At 28.6% G+C, this 23,421-nt stretch carries 19 protein-coding genes; 2 read left to right on the plus strand and 17 right to left on the minus strand.

Features of this window, described 5'->3' with window-relative positions; translation table 11 throughout:
• The first annotated feature begins 327 nt into the window (after window positions 1–327).
• Window positions 328–1,284, plus strand: a complete 957-nt coding sequence (locus ACTG48_RS15770; protein ID WP_479917329.1) for an LCP family protein — start codon at window positions 328–330, stop codon at window positions 1,282–1,284.
• 294 nt (window positions 1,285–1,578) lie between these two features.
• Window positions 1,579–2,544, plus strand: a complete 966-nt coding sequence (locus ACTG48_RS15775; protein ID WP_021385667.1) for an LCP family protein — start codon at window positions 1,579–1,581, stop codon at window positions 2,542–2,544.
• A gap of 195 nt (window positions 2,545–2,739) precedes the next feature.
• Here ACTG48_RS15775 and ACTG48_RS15780 read toward each other — a convergent pair whose 3' ends face one another.
• The 17 genes from ACTG48_RS15780 to ACTG48_RS15860 form a co-directional block, all read right to left on the minus strand.
• Window positions 2,740–4,854 (minus strand): cell wall-binding glycosyl-hydrolase Cwp19, encoded by a 2,115-nt coding sequence (locus tag ACTG48_RS15780; protein WP_479917330.1) that lies wholly within the window; start codon window positions 4,852–4,854, stop codon window positions 2,740–2,742.
• A 303-nt stretch (window positions 4,855–5,157) separates the two neighbouring features.
• Complete coding sequence (locus ACTG48_RS15785; RefSeq protein WP_021385707.1) at window positions 5,158–5,865, minus strand: C40 family peptidase; 708 nt, start codon at window positions 5,863–5,865, stop codon at window positions 5,158–5,160.
• Between the two features lie 198 nt (window positions 5,866–6,063).
• Window positions 6,064–7,977 (minus strand): polysaccharide biosynthesis protein, encoded by a 1,914-nt coding sequence (locus ACTG48_RS15790; RefSeq protein ID WP_479917331.1) that lies wholly within the window; start codon window positions 7,975–7,977, stop codon window positions 6,064–6,066.
• An 84-nt stretch (window positions 7,978–8,061) separates the two neighbouring features.
• Entirely contained in the window at window positions 8,062–9,153 is a 1,092-nt protein-coding gene (locus tag ACTG48_RS15795; RefSeq protein WP_479917332.1) for a glycosyltransferase family 4 protein, read from the minus strand.
• 5 nt (window positions 9,154–9,158) lie between these two features.
• Window positions 9,159–10,454, minus strand: coding sequence for a UDP-glucose dehydrogenase family protein (locus ACTG48_RS15800; protein ID WP_021385715.1), 1,296 nt, complete (start codon window positions 10,452–10,454; stop codon window positions 9,159–9,161).
• Window positions 10,455–10,480: 26 nt separating this feature from the next.
• Window positions 10,481–11,233: a glycosyltransferase family 2 protein gene (locus ACTG48_RS15805; RefSeq protein WP_021385696.1), complete on the minus strand. Its 753-nt coding sequence runs from the start codon at window positions 11,231–11,233 to the stop codon at window positions 10,481–10,483.
• Window positions 11,234–11,280: 47 nt separating this feature from the next.
• Window positions 11,281–12,189: a glycosyltransferase family A protein gene (locus ACTG48_RS15810; RefSeq protein ID WP_021385664.1), complete on the minus strand. Its 909-nt coding sequence runs from the start codon at window positions 12,187–12,189 to the stop codon at window positions 11,281–11,283.
• A gap of 21 nt (window positions 12,190–12,210) precedes the next feature.
• The gene (locus ACTG48_RS15815; protein ID WP_021385701.1) at window positions 12,211–12,960 is read right to left on the minus strand and encodes a glycosyltransferase family 2 protein; all 750 of its coding nucleotides are present in this window, start codon (window positions 12,958–12,960) and stop codon (window positions 12,211–12,213) included.
• 28 nt (window positions 12,961–12,988) lie between these two features.
• The gene (locus tag ACTG48_RS15820; protein WP_479917333.1) at window positions 12,989–14,164 is read right to left on the minus strand and encodes a CDP-glycerol glycerophosphotransferase family protein; all 1,176 of its coding nucleotides are present in this window, start codon (window positions 14,162–14,164) and stop codon (window positions 12,989–12,991) included.
• A 14-nt stretch (window positions 14,165–14,178) separates the two neighbouring features.
• Window positions 14,179–15,018 carry a glycosyltransferase family 2 protein gene (locus tag ACTG48_RS15825; RefSeq protein ID WP_479917334.1) on the minus strand — a complete coding sequence of 280 codons (840 nt, stop codon included), beginning with the start codon at window positions 15,016–15,018 and terminating at the stop codon, window positions 14,179–14,181.
• Between the two features lie 2 nt (window positions 15,019–15,020).
• Window positions 15,021–16,178, minus strand: coding sequence for a polysaccharide polymerase (locus ACTG48_RS15830; RefSeq protein ID WP_479917335.1), 1,158 nt, complete (start codon window positions 16,176–16,178; stop codon window positions 15,021–15,023).
• A 15-nt stretch (window positions 16,179–16,193) separates the two neighbouring features.
• Window positions 16,194–16,916, minus strand: a complete 723-nt coding sequence (locus ACTG48_RS15835) for a glycosyltransferase family 32 protein (protein WP_021385663.1) — start codon at window positions 16,914–16,916, stop codon at window positions 16,194–16,196.
• A gap of 11 nt (window positions 16,917–16,927) precedes the next feature.
• Complete coding sequence (locus tag ACTG48_RS15840; RefSeq protein ID WP_479917336.1) at window positions 16,928–18,001, minus strand: mannose-1-phosphate guanylyltransferase; 1,074 nt, start codon at window positions 17,999–18,001, stop codon at window positions 16,928–16,930.
• A 21-nt stretch (window positions 18,002–18,022) separates the two neighbouring features.
• Window positions 18,023–19,729 (minus strand): phospho-sugar mutase, encoded by a 1,707-nt coding sequence (locus ACTG48_RS15845; protein WP_479917337.1) that lies wholly within the window; start codon window positions 19,727–19,729, stop codon window positions 18,023–18,025.
• A gap of 45 nt (window positions 19,730–19,774) precedes the next feature.
• On the minus strand, window positions 19,775–21,331 hold the full coding sequence (murJ, locus tag ACTG48_RS15850; RefSeq protein ID WP_021385722.1) for a murein biosynthesis integral membrane protein MurJ: 1,557 nt from the start codon (window positions 21,329–21,331) through the stop codon (window positions 19,775–19,777).
• Window positions 21,332–21,444: 113 nt separating this feature from the next.
• Window positions 21,445–22,500 (minus strand): cell wall-binding repeat-containing protein, encoded by a 1,056-nt coding sequence (locus ACTG48_RS15855; protein WP_021385686.1) that lies wholly within the window; start codon window positions 22,498–22,500, stop codon window positions 21,445–21,447.
• Between the two features lie 95 nt (window positions 22,501–22,595).
• Window positions 22,596–23,282, minus strand: coding sequence for a sugar transferase (locus ACTG48_RS15860; RefSeq protein ID WP_021385677.1), 687 nt, complete (start codon window positions 23,280–23,282; stop codon window positions 22,596–22,598).
• Window positions 23,283–23,421: the final 139 nt, after the last annotated feature.

The following is a 23,421-nucleotide window of genomic DNA, read 5'->3' on the forward strand; positions in this document are numbered from 1 at the left end:
ATTATTTTTTATCAGTTTAAATTTTCAATTCCTATTATACACTAAAATTTCTAAATTACAATTTACTCCTTTTGTAAGATGTTCTAAGCATATCTAGGAAAATATTTTTTTCAATATATACATCAATTTATAAAAATTTAAATCTTCATATAATTATATTCCAAGTGAATTTATAATAACTACACACTTTCTTATATAAAATACCATAAAAATAATTATATTATGACAAACTTATGCTAATTTATTGTGTTTTTTATTGATTATATAACAAATTTTTAATATAATTAACTATGTGTAATTAAAAAATTTAGAAAGTAGGGGATATTATTGTCAGGACTCAAAAAGTTCGTTATATTTCTAGCCCTTTTAGTTATAGCATTTCCTGTTAGTGTCTATGGATATGTTTTTACTAAATTAAAAACTATCCAAGATGATAGTATAAATACAGAGGCGCTGAGTAGTAATGACTATAAAAATGAAGAAAGTATCACAAATATATTATTGTTAGGTACAGATGCTAGACCTGGAGAAGAAGTTTCTCGTTCAGATGCCATGATGATACTGACTATTGATAATAAAAATAAAAGCCTAAAATTAACTTCATTAAATAGAGATACTTATGTTAATATACCAGGACATGGGGATGAAAAACTAACACATGCTTATGTATATGGACAAGCTAACTTATTGATAGAAACTATAGAGGAAAACTTCCAAATTGACATACAAAACTATGCTGTAGTTGACTTCTTCTCTTTTATGGATATAGTTGATGCTCTAGGTGGAGTTACGGTTACTGTTGATAAGAGTGAAATAAGAGAATTAAACAAATTTATACCTGAAACTTATAAGTGGCATAAAAGCGATGACAAAGGTTCTCTTAAATATATAAGAAACTCAGGTGAACAAAAATTAAATGGATACCAGACACTTGCATTTTCTCGTATAAGAAAAAATGATAGCACAGACCAAAGAGATAGAAGACAAAGAAGCGTTATACAAAGCTTAATAAATGGTGTTAAGGATTTACCAGTTACTAAATATCCTAATCTAGTTAATACAATACTTCCATATGTAAAAACTAATATGAACCCTAATGAAATAATATCTTTAGGAAAAGACCTTTTAAGCATAGGAAATTTAGACCTTAAGTCTATGGAATTCCCTCTTTCTACTGAAAATGGTAGAAAAATAGGTGATGCAGGATATGTAATTCCTTTTGAAGAATATGAATTAGATGCGATGCATGATTTTATATTTGAAGATATTATGGTTGAAGAGTAAATATTTATCTAAAACAAAATAAATTAATAATCTTATAGTAAGTACATACCTCTCAAAGGCAAATTACTTTGCAATTGTGGGGTGTGTTTTTATTTTAAAATATAAATTTATTTTTCAAAAAATATATTACATATACTTTTAATTATATATATAAATTGACAATTTTTCTTATAAATTATATCATTGTCTTTTTTTTGTAACTGAAACAAGTATTGAATATATCTCAATACTTTAATATAATTAAGTGTATGCTATTAAAAAATATACAGGAAAAAGAAGAAAGAAGGGGTACTTTTGTCAAAATTAAAGAAATTTGTTATACTACTGGCTTTCTTGGTAGTAATATTCCCTATAAGCGTCTATGGATATTTTTATTATAAATTATCTTCTATTCATGACTCAAGCATAAATAGTGATTTGTTAAATAATAATGACCATAAAAATGAAAATGGGATAACTAACATACTACTTATGGGAACAGATGCTAGACCAAATGAAGATTCTTCAAGGTCAGATGCTATGATGATACTTACTATTGATAACAAGCATAATGATATCAAACTTACATCATTAGCTCGTGATAGCTATGTAGACATCCCTGGTCATGGTAAACAAAAACTTACTCATGCTTATGCTTATGGACAAGCTGATTTATTAATACAAACAATTGAAGAGAACTTTAATATTGATATTCAGAATTATGCTTGTGTTAATTTCGAATCATTTATGTATATAATTGATGCTATTGGTGGCGTTGAAGTTACCATTGAAAAAGGAGAAATACGAGAATTAAATAAATTTATTCCTGAAACTTATGGTTGGAATAAAAGTGATGATAAAGGTAGCATACAATACATTAAAAAATCAGGAGAACAAACTTTAAATGGATATCAAGCACTATCTTTTGCACGTATCAGACACAACGATACAGCTTTTGCTAGAGATGGTAGACAGAGACAGATTATACAAGCTATAATCAAGAAAACAGAAACTTTACCTGTCACTAAATATCCAGGTTTATTAGATGCTGTTCTTCCATATGTTAAAACTAACATGAAACCTAATGCAATACTTTCTTTAGGAGCTCAAGTTTTAAAAATGGGTGACTTAAATGTTAAGCAATTTGAATTCCCTATTGATGATGAAATTCACAGTACAGGTGGTATATATGGAAAAGCTGGATGGGTTCTTAGATTTGACCCAGATACTTTAGACATATTACATGATTTTATATTTAATGACATAGAATATAAACAATAAGAAATTTAACATAAAGTTTACTGGAAATATAAGATTAAATATTAAAAAAGAACTATATCGCATAATTATTTTCAAGTTATTATTTACACTTGATTACAAAATGCATATAGTTCTTTTTTATTTTCTAATGTATATTTATGATTTTATTTGACTCTATTTTTATAAACCAACCTATATCTTAAACAAACTTTTCTATTACTTAACTAAGTTTAGGAAAGTATTTAATGAATTTTGATTTATGCCATCACCAGCTTCATATACTAGAGTTGTTTTCTTAGGCTCTAAAGCTGTTTTCTGAGCAGATGTCACACTATTTCCAAGCATAACTACTGGTGATTTTAATTTAGCAGCTAAAGGACCTGATGTTAATGCATCTACTAGCTGATTACTTTTACTTACAAACATTGATGGATATTCAGCATTAGGATAGAATTTTTGTATTACTTTTCCATTTGTTTCTTCTCTGTTTTCTCCAGCTATTCTATTTTTAGACACATCGTTTGTAATAACCTTATCTAATTTAGTTATTACTGAATCAGATATACTTAGATTACCACCTATGAAATAAGCATCTTTTACTTTTAAGTCTGATATCCAATTATAAACATCATCACTTACATTATCTTTTGATACTAATACTATTGGTTGCTTTTCCTCTCCTGCTTTTGAAGCTATAGAAAGAGAATCAGCCTCACCTGTTCCACTTGTTATATATAATTTTTCTACTGGATTAGTTTTTACTAATTCCTTTGCTATTAATAAAGATGTACTATATCTATCTGAACCACCAACTCTATTTATTGATACATTTGATATTGTATCTTTTATCTCATTCTCAACTTTATCTCCAATAGAGCTATTTCCTCCTATTAGGACAACTTTACTTGGATTAAGTCTTTTTATCTCATTCTTAGTAGATGTAGGTATATTGTCCTTATTTACTAATAATATAGGAGCATCATTTGCTGTAGCAAGTGGTGTTGATGTTATCCCATCAACTATAGAATATCCATTTACTAATACTACTGTATCTGAATTTGTAACCCAACCTTTTTTACTTATTGCTACTGCTGTATCATATCTTTCATTACCTCTTAATTTTTCTACTTTAACATTTGATGGTGGAGTAACTGGCTCTTCATTACTACTAGAATATAAACTCTTTAAATCGTTTTGTATAGAAGTACTATTTGCTATATCTTTAGCTGAAAAATACATACTACCTTTTATTTCACTGTATTTTCTATTTAATGTTACTTGTTTTACTATTTCTTTTGCTATATTTTGTCCATTATAACTTGATTGACCTTGCTTATATATACCTTGTCCTATGTATAAGTCTACATTTGTTCCTTTTACTTCATTAGCCCACCATGCTACTAATTTAGAGTAATCTGCAGCTTTAAGACCAATTGGCCAATAAAGTTGTGGAACTACATAATCAACTAACCCTTGTTTTATCCATGCTCTTGTATCTGCATATGTACCTACATAACTTTCATTACCTGATGTATCTGAACCTGTTGGGTCACTACTCTTATTTCTCCATATTCCAGCTGGACTTACACCAAATACAACATTAGATTTTATACTCTTTATAGATGCTTTTACATCTCTAAGTAAAGTATTTACATTCTCTCTTCTCCAATTGTCTTTATTTTGTCCATTTCCATATTTTTGATATGTTGCATTATCACTGAAGCTTACTCCTGGGTAGAAATAATCATCAAAATGAACACCATCTATGTCATAATTTTGAACAACTTCTGCTATACTATCAACTATGTATTTTCTAACTTCTGGCAAACCTGGGTCATAGTAATACTTATTTCCATGCTTAATTACCCAACTTGGATTTTTCTTTGCTGGATGGTTAGCTGGTAATTTATCAATGCTCTCATCTGCCATAGTTATTCTGTATGGATTAAACCATGCATGGAATTCCATCCCTCTTTTATGTGCTTCTTCTATTAAAAATGGTAATGGGTCATATCCAGGGTCTTTACCTTGTGTACCTGTAAGATATTCAGACCATGGATTTATATTTGATTTATATAAAGCATCTGATTTTGGTCTTACTTGAACCACTGCTGTATTTATTCCTGAACTTTTTAACTTGTCCAACAAATCTGTGTATTCCTTTTTTTGCTTGGCTTCATTATTTTTAGTCTTAGGCCAGTCCAAATTATAAACTGTAGATATCCAAGCAGCTCTCATTTCCTTATCATTTGATGAATCTGCAAATGAACTTACACTACACATTGTAAGTGTCATTATAAGTGATAATACTAATATACTTATTTTTTTCATTTCATCCCCCTTAATTTCTAAAATTTATTTTTTTTACAATATACTCCTTACTAAGTATATCTAAAATTCATATTATCTGTCAAATATTGAATAATATAGTTAAAATTTATATTTGATATTTGATTATAATATGAAATAATTTATTATAAAAAAAACAGCAAAGAAATTTATCTTCTTTGCTGTTTTTATAACGTCCATCACTATTTTAATATTACTAACCATTTCAATATATATGTAAAACATTAAATGTAACTCTACATACTTAATGTTAATATTCAATCCTATGTAAATCAATTTCTATTATTATTGTAAAACACGAGTAGCAGTTATAAGTCTTTTTGCATAATTAGTTCCTGGTGCCATACTAGTAACTTTTACTACATCTCCTGTTTGTGGTGAATGTATGAATTTAGAATTTCCAACATACAATCCAACATGATTTATTGAACCACCTGAACCAAAGAAAACTAAATCTCCTGGTTTTAATTCTGCTCTTGATACTTTCTTTCCTACTGTTGCTTGTGATCTTGATACCCTTGGTAAATTAACTCCTGCTCCATTTTTATAGACATAAGAAGTGAACCCAGAACAATCAAAAGAATTTGGTCCAGTTGCTCCCCATCTATATGGCTTACCTTGTTGCTTAAATGCTAAGTTTAAAACATTTTGTACCTTTGCGTCTACATTTCCACCTTCAATAGTTAAATAGTCTCCATTTACCCATCCTGTAACATTATCAACTGATTTTATTTTAATCCATCCATTTGAATGTAATTCTAAAACCTCAACTTTGTCTCCTGTGTTTATCTTTCCTACTACTGAGTCATTTGCACTAGCTCCACTTCTCATATTTAAGAAATCACATTGGTCTACTGTTGCAGTCATAGGTGAATTAGTTAACTCTGCTGCACTAGCTGTTATTGCTCCTGCTTCTACTGTGACAACTCCTGCTATTAACACCATAGCTATAAATTTTTTTAATATATGTTTTTTATTTTTAATATTCATCATAATCTCAAATACCTAATCCTTTCGAAAATTTAACATTTTTTTCATTTGTTTCCAATTCCTAATTAACATTCTAACTTACATCAAAATAAATTGCAACCTTTTTTGTAATCTTTTTGTAATCTTTTTGTAATCTTTTGTTTCTTTTTCGTATATATTTGTTTCTTTTTGCTCCCCCTGGTTACAAATTAGAAATATATTCTACTTCTCCCGAGTTGTTGCAATTTCCTTAATATTAGCATCTTCTGGTTTAATGTAAGTTGGCACTAATTTTCTCATAACACTATCTATTTTTTCAATTTCTTCATTGTTAGTAATTTCTCTTAAAAGTTTTAAGTATTTTGTTATTTTTTCTCTATCAACATCTATTGGTCTACCAATAAAAATCTTTTTATGCTCTGTATCTAACAGACCTTCTTCTGACATAAGTAGTTCTTCATATAACTTTTCTCCTGGTCTAAGACCAGAAAACTCAATTTTTATATCAACATCTGGTTCAAACCCACTAAATTTAATCAAATTTTTTGCTAAATCCAATATTCTTACAGGCTCTCCCATATCAAGCACAAATATTTCTCCACCTTTAGCCATAGCTCCAGCTTGTATAACCAAACCTACTGCCTCTGGTATTGTCATAAAATATCTAATGATATCTGGATGTGTAACTGTAACTGGTCCACCATCTTCTATTTGCTTTTTAAAAAGTGGAATTACACTTCCATTACTACCAAGTACATTTCCAAATCTAACAGCAACAAATTCAGTCTCACTTTCAGCATTAATAGTCTGGATAATCATTTCAGCAGCTCTTTTAGTAGCTCCCATTATATTAGTAGGATTTACAGCCTTATCTGTTGATATAAGGACAAATTTCTTAGCTCTATATTTTGAAGACAATCCAGCTATGTTTAAAGTACCAAATATATTATTCTTTATAGCTTCACCAGGACTTGATTCCATAAGAGGAACATGTTTATGTGCTGCTGCATGAAATACTACTTCTGGCTTATATTTATTAAATATCTCATCCATTCTTTTTTCTTCTCTTATTGATGCTATTACTGTCTTTAAATCCAATTTATTTCTGTATTTTCTAAGCAATTCTTGTTGTATTGCATAAGCATTGTTTTCATAATTATCAACTATGATAAGTTCTTTAGGATTAAATCCTGCAATCTGTCTGCAAAGCTCTGAACCAATTGAGCCTCCGCCTCCAGTTATTAGAATTACTTTTCCTTCAATATAGTTACTTATCTCTCTTAAATTTGTTTTTATTGGCTCTCTACCCAACAAATCTTCTATGTCTACTTCTCTAATCTGTTTTATATCCACTTTTCCGTCTATAATTTCGTAAATTCCTGGTATTGTCTTTATTTTACAGTTAGTATTCTTACATATATCAATAATTTCTTTTTTTCTATATTTTTCTATATTTGCAATTGAAAAGATTATTTCATCTATATTGTATTTTTCGACTACATCTTTTATATTTGAAGTTGTCCCTACAATCTTTACATTATGAATTATTCTTCCAACTTTATTTTCATCATCATCAATTATAGCTACTGCTACCTTTTTAAGTTCTGAATTTCTTTTTAACTCCTGTATAACCATTTCTCCAGCATCTCCTGCTCCAATTATAAGGATATTTGAAACCTTACCTCTAGAATATGTCTTATTCATGACTATTCTTATAGCTCTATATGCTATTCTAGCACCACTTGTAAACATTATAATAAATATTGTATTTAATACATAAAACATTATGGGATAATCAAAACCTAATAATTTATTGATTATATAAGCTGGTATTAAATAAGCTAAGGTTGCAATAAAAATAGAGATAATTTCTTCTTCTCCTGCATATCTCCATAATGTGTTGTAACACTTAAATAATCTAAATGATACTATATGAAGTACAATATATATACAAGCTGAAATTATTACATCATTGATAGTAAATACATTTAAATTACCTGTCAAACTCAAAGACATTCGAAATGCTACTAGCACGCTACAAATATCTAGAATTAATAATGTTAATTGTCTAAATTTATATTTTTTAAAAAGCTTATTTAAAAAGCTTTCTTTCTCTAAATCTATACTTTCTCGCATAACTAGAAGCCCTCCATTAAACAGCAAAAGCTACGCACCTAAGCATAGCCAACAACATCTATCTTTTGCTGTATATTTTTAATTTTATTTTTTATGTTTATCCAATATAGAGTCATAAATTTTTTCTATATCATTAAAGTTTAAATTAACTTCATAATTATCTTTAACGAATTGACGACCTTTTTTACCCATTCTAAGTCTAAGTTCGTCATTTTCCATTAGTTTTATTATGGCATTTTTTATTTCTTCTGGTTGTTTTGGCTCTACAATTAAGCCAGTTTCATTTTCCCATACAGATTCTGGATGTCCACCTACATTTGTAACTATAACAGGTACTTCACATGATTCTGATTCTATAGCTGCCACACCAAATCCCTCTCTTAAAGAAGGAAATACAGTTACATCAAAAGAATTAAAAGTCTTGCTGACATTCTCTGGAGATATTCTTCCTAAAAACTGAACATCTTCTTCTATTCCTAATTCCTTAGTTAAATTTATTAGGTTGTCCATCTGGCTCCCAGAACCACCTATTTTAAGAATTATTTTCTTTTCTTTATATTCATCTTTCAGCATCTTAAATGCTTGTATTAAATATTCTATTCCATATTTTTTTTCTAGACTCTTTATAATTCCTATTACAAAAGCATCTTCTTTTTCTACTTCCATAGGTTTAAATCTATCCATATCTACTCCGAAAAAGGTTACATCCACATGTTTTGCTGTATATTTATTAGCTTCTTTAGCCATATCTCTACTATTTGAAAAAATATAGTCAGCTTTTCTAAAGTTATGCTTTATAATTTGTTTTTGTATAAAACCATTGTTAGGGAAATCGTAAATATCAGTACCCCAAACAGAAATAATATATGGATGATACCCAAGTAGGCTTCCTATAAATCCATAACTACTTGCATACTGTGCATGCAATATGTCTGGCTTTATTTCATTTACTAGCTTCTTTATTTTTTTTATTGAGCCTAAGTATCCTGTTTTTTTAGAAATATTTTCATTTTTTAGTTCTTCTACATTAGAACTAAAGTCATAAATTTTTATCCCTTCCATGTGACCTCCATTTAGAGAAATTACATGAATGTCGTATCCTTTATTTTTAAAAAAACTACACCATTTTAAAGTATGAGGATTTGACCCATCAGCTAAATAACAAACAGTCTTCATAATATTTACCTTCCTATCGAATAATACTCAATCCCAAGTTCTTCCATATCTTTAACCTTATAGCAGTTTCTTCCATCAAGAACAAGAGGATTTTTCATCTTTTCCTTATACTTATGTATATCATAATTTAAGACATCTTTCCATTCTGTCATTATAAAACATATCTCTGCATCTTCTATTGTATCATCTATAGAATTTGCATAAAGTATAGAGTCACCAAATATTTTTTTAGTATTATTTACACCAATTGGGTCATATACTGTTACTCTTGCTCCTCTTTCAAGCAAATATTTTATATTTGGTATAGATGGTGCTTCTCTTATATCATCAGTCTCTGGTTTAAAAGTCAAACCTAAGACAGCAACCTTCATATCTTGGAAACTCTCAACTAATTTTGATGCTTTTCTAACTAATTTAAGCTTTTGGCTTTCATTTACTTCGATTGCAGCCTTTACTGTTTTTAGTTCGTAGCCATTATGTTCAGATAACCAATGAAGTGCTTTTGTATCTTTTGGAAAACAAGAACCTCCATACCCTATTCCTGCTTTTAAAAACTTACTTCCGATTCTATCATCATAACTCATTCCTAAAGCTACATCTTCTACATTAGCTCCAGCTATTTCACAGAGATTTGCAATATCATTCATAAATGATATCTTAAGTGCCAAGAAATTATTTGATGCATATTTTATCATTTCAGCACTATTTCTATTTGTAACTATTATAGGTTGATTAAATGGTTCATAAATTTGCTGTAATATATCTCTAGCCCATTCACTTTCTACACCTATAACGATTCTTGAAGCATGTAAAGTATCTTTTACTGCTGTCCCTTGTGACAAAAACTCTGGATTAGATGCAAGTTCTATTTTGACATCATTTTTTAAGTTTCTACTTATATAATCTTCTATCTCTTCATTTGTACCAATTGGCACTGTAGATTTTATTACCACTAGAGTATCCTTTGTTACAGTTTCAGCTATTTGCTTAGCAACTGCCTTTATATAATCTAAATTAGCTGAACCATCACTTCTCTCTGGAGTACCTACAGCTATTAATATTACATCTACATCTTCATAAGCTTTTTTATAGTCAGTAGTGTAATCTATTCTTCCTCTATTGTAATTTTTAACCATAAGTTCTTCTAGGCCTTCTTCATATATAGGAGCTATTCCCAGCTTCATTGATTTAACTTTTTGTTCATCTACATCAACACAGATTACATTCTCATTACCTACTTCTGCTAGACAAACGCCTGTAACCAATCCTACATATCCAGTCCCAGCTATAGCTATTTTCATTATCTTTACCTCCAAGTATATAAAACTTATACTCTCTTCTTGATAGCATTAAAAACATAAAAACAAAATACATATAGACTTTTTGGCAAACTTAAATTTTCAACATTCCTATAAGTATTCCAAGTTCGTTTTAATGCTTTTATCTTATTACTTGATATAGAATTTCCAACTAGCCTATAATTAACTAAATCTTCCTGAATTCCATATGCATATTTTTCCTTTTTAAGTAACTGTAACCAAGTTGCAGTATCTTGTCCTCTTCTTACTAAAGGCATACTAAACTCTCCTACAATCTCCTTATCAATGACCACTGTAGAACACCCTATTATAGTATTTCTAAGTAATCCTTCATAGTCAATCTTTTTAGGTGCTCTTGCAACTTTGCTCGTTTTTGTTCCATCTTGTCTCATATATCTATAAGATGTAAAAGAAAACCCGATTTTTTCTTTTAACATATATCCTATCTGAATTTCTAACTTTTTACTATCCCACAAATCATCACTATCTACAAATGCAATAAATCGACCTTCCGCATTTTCAATACCAACATTCCTAGATACTGCAGCTCCAGAATTTTTTTCAAGTTCTATATATTTTATTCTAGCATCTTCTTTTTGAAAACTTTTTATAATTTCACTTGAATTGTCCTTAGAACAATCATCCACTAATAAAAGCTGCCAATTTTTATAAGTTTGATTTTGGATTGACTTTATTGTCTCTGATAAAAACTCTTCTGAATTATATACAGGAGTGATTATCGATACTAAAGGCTCATTCATATTTTTACTCTCCTTATATAGCAACTAGCAGTACTATACCAACAAGTTTACTTAGATACTAATTTTCTTTGTCCAATATATTTGTAATATCCTAATGGGAATAATACTAAATACAACAATTTATCAGATATTTTATTGATTTCTCCAAAATAATGGCTGTCAGACAATAACGAATATCTAGCTAAATTTATGTAATTTTTTATCCACATATATGGATATCTACCTAATGGATATGTATTCTGATTTATTAAATATAAAAACTCTAATGCTCTACCTTTTAATGCATTTTTATTTAATATATTTTTAGTCAAACCATCATCCAAATAATCTCTTATTATCATCGGTTTGTTTACACATTTAACTTTATAGTATTTAGACATTTCATTCCATACTACACTTTCTGGTAAAAATCTCACTTCTTTTCTTTCTGGAAAAGGAAATTTTATAAGCTCATCAGTTACAAATACTATACTTTTATCTCCCTTAACGCCATACTTAAAATATAGGTCTGCAAAGTGACATATTTTCTTATCTTCAGGCATTTCTGTACCTATTAAATCTCCGCTTGGATATACACAAAGGCCAACAACTCCACTAAACCCTACTTTATTCTCTACAGAATTCCATTCATCATTAGCAATTTCAAGAGAATCTTTAATTAAACCATCATCACTATCTACAATGAAAAATAGTTCTCCATCTGCATTTTTTACACCTAGATTTATTGCAGTATGCTTTCCTCCATTTTCTTTGTATATATATCTTATATTTAATTTATTTTCTGATATAAATTTTTCAACTAATTCTTTAGTACCATCTCTACTTCCATCATCAACAATCAACCATTCAAAATCATTGAAGTCATAAGTTTGAGCTTTTAAATCATTGTACAAATTTTCAAGTAAATGAGCTCTATTATATGTTGGAGTAAATACAGTAAATTTATATTTATACATTAATTAAATCTTCCTCTCTATCTAACTTTTTTTAATTCCATTTATTCCATAATTAATAAAGTAGTATATAGCTTTGTATAGAGGTATTTTTTCTATATTTCTATATATATTCCAAGTCCACATGGCAGCTTTTATTTTATTACCACTTAGTGAATTGCTAGACTTTCTATATAATGCTAGAACTTCATTTATTCCGTGAGCAATATGCCCTTTTTTCAATATAGATAGCCATAAAACATAATCTTCATGTCTTACACCACTCATTTTGATTTCAAAATCTAGTTTAGACTTATCAATTACAACAGTAAGACATCCTAATATATTTCCTTTTAATAATCTTTTATAATCTACATTAGGTGGTACTTTTATAACTTTGTTTAATTTTTTATCATTTTCATCCATCAGTTCATATGAAGTAAATGAGATTACATAATCATTTTCTAACATAAAGTTTACTTGTTTTTCTAACTTACTACTATTCCATTGGTCATCGCTATCTAAAAAAGCTATAAATTGTCCTGTTGCCTTACTTAGTGCTAAATTTCTAGCATTAGAGACACCCTTATTAGTCTCAGTCTTTATACATCTTATTCTACTATCTTGTTGCATATAAGATTTGACTATATTAGGACTATTATCTGTTGAGCAATCATCAATAATTAACATTTCCCATTCTTGATAAGTTTGGTTTAATACTGATTTTATGGTTGCTTCAATAAATTTTTCAGAATTATACATGGGAGTAATTATAGATACTAAATTCTTCTTCATATTACCTTCCTCATCATTTATAAAATATTTATTTAATTTTACTTATTACACAATCATATATCCTCTTGCAGTTCTTATTGTCATTATATCTGAAAAACTTATTTCTCTCATTTTTTTGGTTATCCATAACCTCAAAATTATTTTCAATAATATCAATAAGTTTATTCACAGCTTCATCATTATTATAAGCTAAAGACCCAAACATTTCACCTTTTAAATCTATATATGAATCAACTTTTTCCATATATTCCTCCAAATCAAATTGGTAAAACAATATAGGTCTATTCATATATAAAAAGTCTATAGCTACACTTGAATAATCAGTTATATTTGCAGCTGATTTTCTAATTTCATTTGCTAGAGTTACCCCTTTATCTAAAAACACAATTCGTTTTCCCGTTATATTTTCTTTTATGTCATCTATAAACTCATGCATAAGATGATGCATATAAATTTTTACATTTATATCTTTCTCATCTAGTATTTTATTTAACTTGTCATCATTCAAAAAATTCATTATACTTTTAAAATAATCTGTATCTGTAAATTTTCCTGAACTAAATTTTATCCAATCTCTCCATGTAGGAGTATATAGTATATCTCGTGTTTGTGCAACTTCATTTGTTGGTAAATTGTCGTATCTTGCATTTCCAATTATATAAACTGAGTCATCCAACATTCCCCAGTCATTTACCATAACATTTCTTTCAAACTCAGAACTTGCTGTAACTATATTATAGCTTTTATATAGATTATCTATAATATTTTTGAATTTTTTATTCATTGGTTTTCTCTTTTTAAAACTTATAGTCCCATGATTTAAGAACACTTTTACCGTCTTTTTATGAAAATAATTAAGAACAGGTACAGCAAAATTATATGGTGCTATATCTGCTGATGGCGCATGTGAAAATACTATAGCTTTTGAATTGTAATAATATAGATAGTTTTCTACACTTCCTCTTATTAATTTTTTGCCTGGAATTTTATCGAATACTTTACTGTCTTTATTTACTACCCAATAAGTTTCTACATCATTATGCTCCTTCAACATATACTCATAAAAGAACTTCGCATTATCATTGTATATATCTCCTGAATGTCCACCTATAAGCCAGATATTTCTACCATTAAACTTATGCTTATTAAATGGATACATAAAAAAAGCCAAAAGCATATTTATTAAAAATTTAACCTTGTCCATAAACACCATCCTCATTATAACTTATACTGTCTAAATCCATTAATTCTTCCTTTTATAGTGGCACTATGATAATCTCTGTTGGAACTCAATATAAGACCGCCTATATTTCTTACAAGTTTTGATGCCATAACCTTTACAAACTTATAATTCTTTCTGTAGATTATTTCTTTTTTGCAGAGTGCTCCAAAACCTCTTCCATAGTTATAATCTTTTTGATACTTTTCTTTAGATTTAGAATGTTTTTTTGCAGGATGGTAAATTATATCATCTCCAAAGTATTTTCCTTTAAATCCTAAGCTCAATAAATTTAAAACATAATCTATCTCTTCACCAGCACCAAATTCTCCACCAACACCTAATTTTTCATCAAATCTTGTATATTTGTTCTCTTCAAAATCAACAAAAAAAGTTATAGATGTTATAGTATTTAAAACGTTGGAACTTGTAATATCACAAGTTCCATCCGCCATTTTTTTAAATGCATCAATTTTATTTGCATCCATAGTTTTGCAACTGTATATTTTATAATCTTTATTTTGATTAAAGAAATTTATAACTTTTTCTAATGTATCACTTTCGTAAACACAGTCATCATCAGGGAAGCCTATAATTTGCCCTTTAGCATTGTCTATGCCTACATTTCTGTTATAACTTAATCCTGGCTTATCACTTTTTATATACTTTATATCTAACTTATCAACGTATTTATCAACTATATCTTTAACTTTGTTATTATTATTTTGGTCTACTACTATAAGTTCAAAGTTTTTGTAAGTTTGACTTTTTAAGCTGTCCATAAGTAAGTATATATCATCATATCTATTTAATGTTGGCATTATTAATGATATTAACATTACTACCTCCTACTTTTCGTTTTCCACAAGTCTACCTCTCTTTTATCATTTAATATAACTTCTTTTATTAGTAACACTATTACAAAACTAAATGAAGCCTCTAATAGTAAGTTTTCTGCAAAAGAGTATAGTAAAAATATGAATAAAGCTACTAAATACTCCTTTTTATCTTTTTCTATAAAACTTCCTATGCCTTTATACATCAAATACATAAACAATATACAAGCAACTACTCCCAGCACACTAATTATATATATATAAGAACTATCTAATGGATTAGTTGCTTTTATAGCTGCACTATATGAATTTCCAAAAGGTTTCATAAAATTTCCTGCTTCAGCTAAGTATACGTGCCAATACTTAGGTCTACTTGCTAATAATCTATTTAATATACTGCTTTTAGAAAACATTATACCAATAGCCACACTAGATAAAGTAAGTAGTATTGGCAATATCTTTACAAGTGTTGGTAGACCTTTTATTTTTTTTATGTTTATTAATCTTATTATTTCTACAAATATTAATCCCGCTAATATAGTAAAAAAACCAGTTCTACTATATGTAGTTTGATAAACAAAAAATGCAGAACCAAATAAAATTATTCTATCCCATTTATTATAGTTTTTATATCTTAAGAATATATATGCTGCATATATAGTAACCATATGATAAAATACACTATTTGGATTGCCAAGCCCAAAATCCATTCTTGTAACAAGCATATCTATATTTTCTATATATCTATAGTGGACTTCTTGATTAAATACTAATGAAGGAAATAAATTAAATAATAATATAGCTGCTATTAAAAAACATGCAGATATTATTAAGTAACTTTTAACTATATATTTATCATCTATTTGTTTAGCTGATACAGCTAGTAAGACAATTAATAATATAGCTCCTTCTCTATTTAATACATAAAGTAAGACACAAGCTCCAACTAGAAACATTTCTGTTATACTTTTTCTCTTATCAAATAAAAAAAGTAGCATTAGTATTCCTATTGAAGAATAAAATAACGCTGATTTAATCATCCCTAGATTTATATTTGGGTCAATAAATGATATCATATACTTTCTAAGTACTATGATAAACAAAACAAATATATAAAGATATTTTTTCATCATAATATTTCTATCATCGTTTAAAGTCTTCATTTTACTTTCTCCCTTTTAGTTTCGTAAAGTATTACTTGCAAATATTTTACAACACTTCCATATCTTATTTGCACCTGTTAAGTGTTTACTTTCTAAGAAATAATTTCTCTTTTTAGCCCAACTTTTTCCCCACCAATGTATCCCAAAAGTGTTTTCTGTTATACATTCTGGTGTAAAGTCTTCTTTAAATCCAAAAGGATAAAAATATTCTTTATCATAGGCACATATGCCCTCTTCATAATTATTTGGGTCAATCTTCTTATAATTTTTTTCCATAAGATGAGTCATAATCTTTGGTATTGTAAACAATGAAGAAGTAAGCACTTCTTTTTCATAATACTCCAATAAGTCTTTTAAAAAAGGATGTCCTTTTTCTGCACCTATTATAGCTCCATTTATATATTCTCTATCATCTTCATACCCACAGATTAGTCTATTGTTTTCCAAAAGAGGAGTTATATCCTTTAAGATTTGCATATCTGTATCCATATAAACTCCACCTTGTTCATAGAGTACTCTTATTCTTGTGTAATCTGATATAAATGCCCAAAGCTTTCTTTTATAACATTCTTCCAAAAATTTATTTCCTTTTATCTCTTTTTCTATATCAAAGTTTTTTTCATTCCACTCTACTATCTCATATTCTGGAAGTTTTTCTTTCCAAGAATTTATACATATATTTTCTATATTTCCTTTTGGACCACCAAACCATACATAATGTATTTTTTTAGGAATCAAATGAACACCTCCTACATATATTCTTGTCTATCTTCTTCTTTTAATTGCTCTACTATCTTTTTGACATCTTGAGCTTTATCTTTTCTACAAACCATAACTGCATCATTCGTAGATACTACTATCAAATCACTAATACCTATTGTAGATATTAATTTATCATCTGAATATATAATTGAATTTTTAGTATCTATAGTAATATTTTCACCTCTTTTGATGTTACCTTCATTATCAGTTGGGTATATTGCACCCAGAGAATCCCAAGAACCAACATCATTCCATCCAAAATCACCAGGAACTACTATAACATCATTACTTCTTTCCATAATACCATAATCTATAGAGATTGATTGTATTGTTGGATATATTTCTTTTATTTTTTCTATTTCATCTTTTGTTCCTAAGTAATTACTGATTTCCTCTAACTTTTCATATACTTTAGGTAAGTATCTCTTAAAATCTTCTAATATTTTAGATACCTTCCATACAAACATTCCACTATTCCAGACATATTTTTTAGAGTTTACATATTCTTTAGCAATTTCATAGCTTGGTTTTTCTACAAACTCCACTACCTCATATGCAACATTCTCTATTGTGCTTTCTCTATTAAAATTTATGTATCCATACCCTGTTGATGGAAATGTAGGAGTTATCCCAATAGTTACTAGTTTATCATTATTTTCTGCTATATAGATAGCTTTTTCTAAAATAGATTTAAATTCTTTTTCATCTTTTATATAATGGTCAGCTGGATATACACACATAACACCATCACCATATTTTTTCATTATATTAAAAGCTGCAAAACCTATAGCTGCAGCAGTATTTCTGGCACATGGTTCTGGTAAAATATTGTCATCTAAACATTTATCTTTTACTGTATCTTTTAAAGCATCCATTTGCTTCTCGTTAGTTACTATAAATAAATCTTCTTTTTTTGCTAGAGAATCTATTCTGTTTATAGTTTCATTTATTAAAGCATCTTCTCCGCTTAAATTTATAAGCTGTTTAGGTACTTCTTGTCTACTAAGTGGCCAGAAACGAGTTCCGCCTCCTCCAGCCATTATGACATTGTATACTTTCATTGTTTATCTCCCCTTAGCTTTTTATATAGAATCCACTACATTTAATATATAAGATATTAAATTTTTCAATTTAAATTCTACATCTTCTTGGTTGTCTGAATTTGCTCCAAAGTAGAATTTGATTTTAGGTTCTGTACCTGAAGGTCTTATAGCTATCCAAGAACCATCTTCAAGTAAAAATTTAAGTACATCTGATTTAGGTAAATCATCGACTCCATCTTTATAATCTAAAATTTTATCTACTTTTACATCAGCTACATTATCTATTTTAACACTTCTAAAGTAAAGCATCATCTCTTTTATTTTTTTTATTCCATCTATACCTTTTAAAGTCACTGACTTTAATTCTTCTTTATAATATCCAAATTTATTATATGTATCTATCAAAGCTTCATACAAGTTCATACCTTTTAAAGAATAGTATGCTGCCATTTCACATATCATAAGTGAAGATACAACACCATCTTTATCTCTAGCATGAGTTCCAATTAAGTAACCATAACTTTCCTCATATCCCATTATAAAGCTTCTATCATTACTTTCTTCAAATGCTTTTATTTTTTCTCCTATAAATTTGAATCCTGTTAAAGTATTTAAACAATCTACATTATAAGCCTTTGCTATTTTTGCTCCTAGTTCTGATGTAACTATAGTTTTTATTATTGTAGGATTGTTTTTAGGAAGTTTATTTTCTTCAACTAAACTCTCTAATATATATCTAACTAAAAGTGAGCCCACTTGGTTTCCATTTAAAACTACATATTCACCACTTGAATCTTTTACAACAACACCTACTCTGTCACAATCAGGGTCTGTGCCTATTATCAAATCAGTATCATTACGCTTTGCCATTTCAATAGCTATATTAAATACTGACTTTTCTTCAGGATTAGGATACTTAACTGTTGAAAAATTAGAATCTGGCAATTCTTGCTCTGTAACCACCATTACATTTTCAAAACCACATTCATTTAAGACTCTTCTTACTGGCTTATTTCCAGTTCCATGAATAGGTGTATATATTATTTTTAATTTTTTTCCGTATTCATTTATTATATCTTGTCTTAAAACTTGTTTCTTAACAGCCTTTATAAACTCATCATCTACTTCATTATCTAATATAGTTATTAAATTTTTAGATAAGGCTTCTTCAAAATCTAAACTTTTAATAATACTATAATCATCAATCTTATTAACTTCTGCTATTATATCATTTGCCATATCTATACAGATTTGGCCTCCATCTGAGTCGTATACCTTATATCCATTATACTCTTTAGGATTATGACTTGCTGTTATTACTATTCCCATAGCACACTTTAAGTATCTAACAGCAAAAGAAAGTTCTGGTGTAGGCTTTAATTCTTCAAAAATATAAGCCTTTACACCATAAGCACTTAAAGTCTTTGCTACTTCTATGCAAAACTCTCTCGACATGTATCTACTATCATGTGCTATAACTATTCCTTTTTGTTTTCCTTCTTCTCCTTGAGTCTTTATAATATAATTTAAAACTCCAAGTGTCGCACGTCTAACAGTATAAATATTAATTCTATTAGTTCCCGCCCCTATTATACCTCTTAAACCACCTGTTCCAAACTCTAAATTCTTATAAAATCTATCTTGTATTTCTTTTTCATCATCTTTTATGTTTAATAGCTCATCTTTTGTTTGTTCATCAAAATAAGGAGAATTTAACCACATTTCATAATTATTCTTATAATCCATATTTTCATCCTTTCTGACTTTATTTTAATTTTTTAATGTAAATATCTATCTCTTAAGTAGTTTTTGTTTTCCTTTTCTTAAAAATTCAAAAGCTAAATCCATCTCTTCTACCTTAAATAAAACTATTAATATCGTATATACAGAAGCTCCACCTAATACTCCAACTCCAACTGATATAATTTCTTTGATTGTTCCTGCACCCATAAATGCATATAGATTATTATATATCAATAAGGTAACTACTGCCATTACGCCCGATGCTACCAAACTTTTTATACCAGTCTTTATAATTTTATCTCCTCCAAAATATCCATTCTTCTTTTTAAGAGATATAAATAGTAATATAACTGTAATTATATTAGATGTACTAGTTGATATAGCAATACCTGCATGGCCCAGTGGTCTTATCAGTATTAAATTAAGAACTATGTTTATTATCAAAGCTATACTTCCATTTATCATTGGTGTCTTTGTATCTGCAAGAGAGTAAAATGCTCTATATAAAACATCTCTTACTCCACAAGCTAATAAGCCTAGCGAATACAATCTAAGTGCTATAGATGTAAGGTCTGTTGATAATGCGTCGAATTTACCCCTTTGGAATAAGATTCTAACTAAAGGTTCTGCTAATATGATAGCTCCTATAGATATAGGAAGCACCACCAATATAATACAGTTTGATGATTTTACAATAGTACTTATAAATCCTTCTTTATTATCTTTACCTGACATTTTTGCTAGTTTAGGATATATAACAGTTATTATAGATGTAACAAATAACGCCATAACAAACTCATTTAGTCTATTTGCATAGTTAAGAGCAGACAACTTTCCATCCCCCAAAGTCGTTGCCAATAACCTGTCAACAAATATATTTAACTGTCCAACAGCTACTCCTATTAACATAGGCAATACTAGGTTAACTAATTCTTTTATAGACTCATCCTTTAAATTTATATAAGGCTTATACTTATAGGACTTCTTAAATGCAAATGGCAACTGAAATAATAGTTGACTCGCCATAGCAAGTAGTGCTCCTGCTGGTAGTATCCATACATTTTTTCCTGCACTTAGTGCTATTGCTGCTATTATTATAATGTTATATGGAATTCCTATAAGTCCAGGAATTACAAAACTATCATTCACCTGTAAAAATGAACTAAATATTTTACTTCCACTCAGGAACAAAACTCCTGAAATCATTATTTTAGTAAATAATATTGCTGCTTGGAATTTAGCAGGGTCATTTCTAAATCCAGCTGCAAATACTGTAACAAATTGCTCTGTAAATAAAAGCCCAAGAATAGCTATTATTATAGCCATTATATAGCATATATTTAAAACATTATTAGTAAATTTTAAGGCACCTTCATCTCCGAGTCTTTTCTTTGTCTCAAAGTACATAGGTATATAAGTTGTAGCAATTGCAGAGCCTATGACTGCTATGATTAAACCAGGTATATTTAATGTTAATACAAATACGTCTGCATACATACCTGTCCCATAGAAATTTGCAAGTACAAGTTCTCTAAGGAAACCTAATACTTTTGAAAACATAGTGGCTGCCATAATCCACAATGCTGCTTTAGCTGTTTTTGACATTTTCTTTCTCCTTATCTATTTAAACTCTAAAAGTAGAACTTTTAAAACTGCTTATAAACATTATTCTGATTAAATAAATCTAACCTATGAAAAGCTTCCTTATAAATTAAAGACTATATTGAATCATATCTAAGTGCCCTAAATGTAATCAATAACAATAATAGTATTAATATTATACAAGATAAGGATGTTAGATTAAATATACTCTTTAATAGATTATAATCCCCTACTGCATATCCAACTTCAACTACCTCATTTATATTGTTACTTTTTAAGAATTTATCTTGTGTACTACTTAAATTATCACTACAAATCAGTATTGGCATATTTTCTTTAGCTGATACTACTCCCAAAGAAATATATTCATTTACATCAGACCTACTACCAAAGTCTAAACTAGCAGTATATATTTTCTTTATATCCTTTTCATTATAAAACTTCTTTATTAAATCGATATTCGTACTTGATTTATTTATTTGCTTTATACCTTCTATATTCTTTAAGCTAGAATCAACTTCTGCAATAAACTCTTTTGAATCACCTAATGCATATATTGTTTCAAGGTCTTTACCTTTTAGGAAATCAATTTGTTCTTCAAAACCTTCATCTTTAGCCCATATTATTGGCATTCCATTTTTAGCGGCATAAGAATATACAGATATGGCATTCTCTAATCCTACAGTTGAGCTAAGTAAAAATGCTTTATCGAATCCTACTGTTCTATACATTTCTCTCGCTATCTTTAAGGATGTATCATATCTGTCTTTTCCTCTTATTCTTTCAACTTTCATTCCCATTCTTTCTATAGTACGCTCAGCATCTTTAGATACTGCTTTTAAACCACCTATTATTGTAACTTTCTCTGTACCCAGTTCTTTTAGATAATTTCTTGTTACTCTCCCAAGATTTTTATTCTTAGTTACAACTATTGGGGCATTTTTTACATAGGCTAAAGGTGTTGCACTTATACTATCTACAATTGAATCTTCATTTACAAGAATTACTTCCTTAGAACTCTTAAATACTCTTTTATTTAACTCTGTAGAAATCTCTGGTATACTGCCTTCTATCAACTCTTCTTTAGGATTTGCATCTGCAAATACTCCTATCGTACTAGAAATAGAGATTAATAAAACTAACGATAATATAGTAGAAATTTTTTTAATCATAAGTTCTCATTCCTTTTCTTTTTTTGTATTTTTTGACAATAAAAAAGCTCTTTTTAAAGAGCTTTTTCATTGATTAGTAATCTAATATTTTAAAATTATCTAGCTCCATCTCCTGTCAATACTACTTTAACAGTTTTAAAGAGTATCTTAAAGTCAAGTAATATACTCCTATTTTTTATATAGTAAATATCTTCTTTAAGTTTTTCTTCAGGAGTGATTTCGTATCCACCATTTACTTGTGCCCAACCTGTAAGTCCAGGTTTTATAGCAAGCCTGTTGATAAATCCAGGTATTTCCTCATTAAATTGAACAGTAAAGTTTGGTCTCTCTGGTCTAGGGCCTATTAAGCCCATATCCCCCTTTAATATATTAAACAGCTGTGGAATCTCATCAATTCTAGTTTTCCTAATAAACTTTCCAACCTTAGTTATTCTAGGATCATCTTTTTCAGCCCATTGTGCGCCAAATTTTTCTGCGTCTGTTCTCATAGATCTTAATTTATATATATAGAATCTTCTCCCGCATTTTCCTAGTCTTTCTTGCTTATAAGTTATTGGTCCTTTGTCCTCTATTTTAATAAGAATTCCAAATATTGCTATTAAAGGTAAACCTATCACAAGTCCTATTATAGATAAAACTAAATCCATAATTCTTTGGTACAAGTCGAATAAAACTGTTCCTTTTACTATGCTATAGTCAATCTCACTTGCAATTTCTTTATCTGCCCCTGGATAGCTTTTAACTTTAGGTATTTCACATTCATCATTAGTATATCCAGACATAGTTACCTCCATATTGGAATAAAAATTTTTTTAATTCTTAATTTCAACTTATTTCTATCTTATTTTTGACTTATTTCTATATTATACTCAATAATGAGCAGATTATCAATACAATAAACGTCATTGTAAACAATTTGAT

Source organism: Clostridioides sp. LIBA-6822 (genome assembly GCF_056688955.1).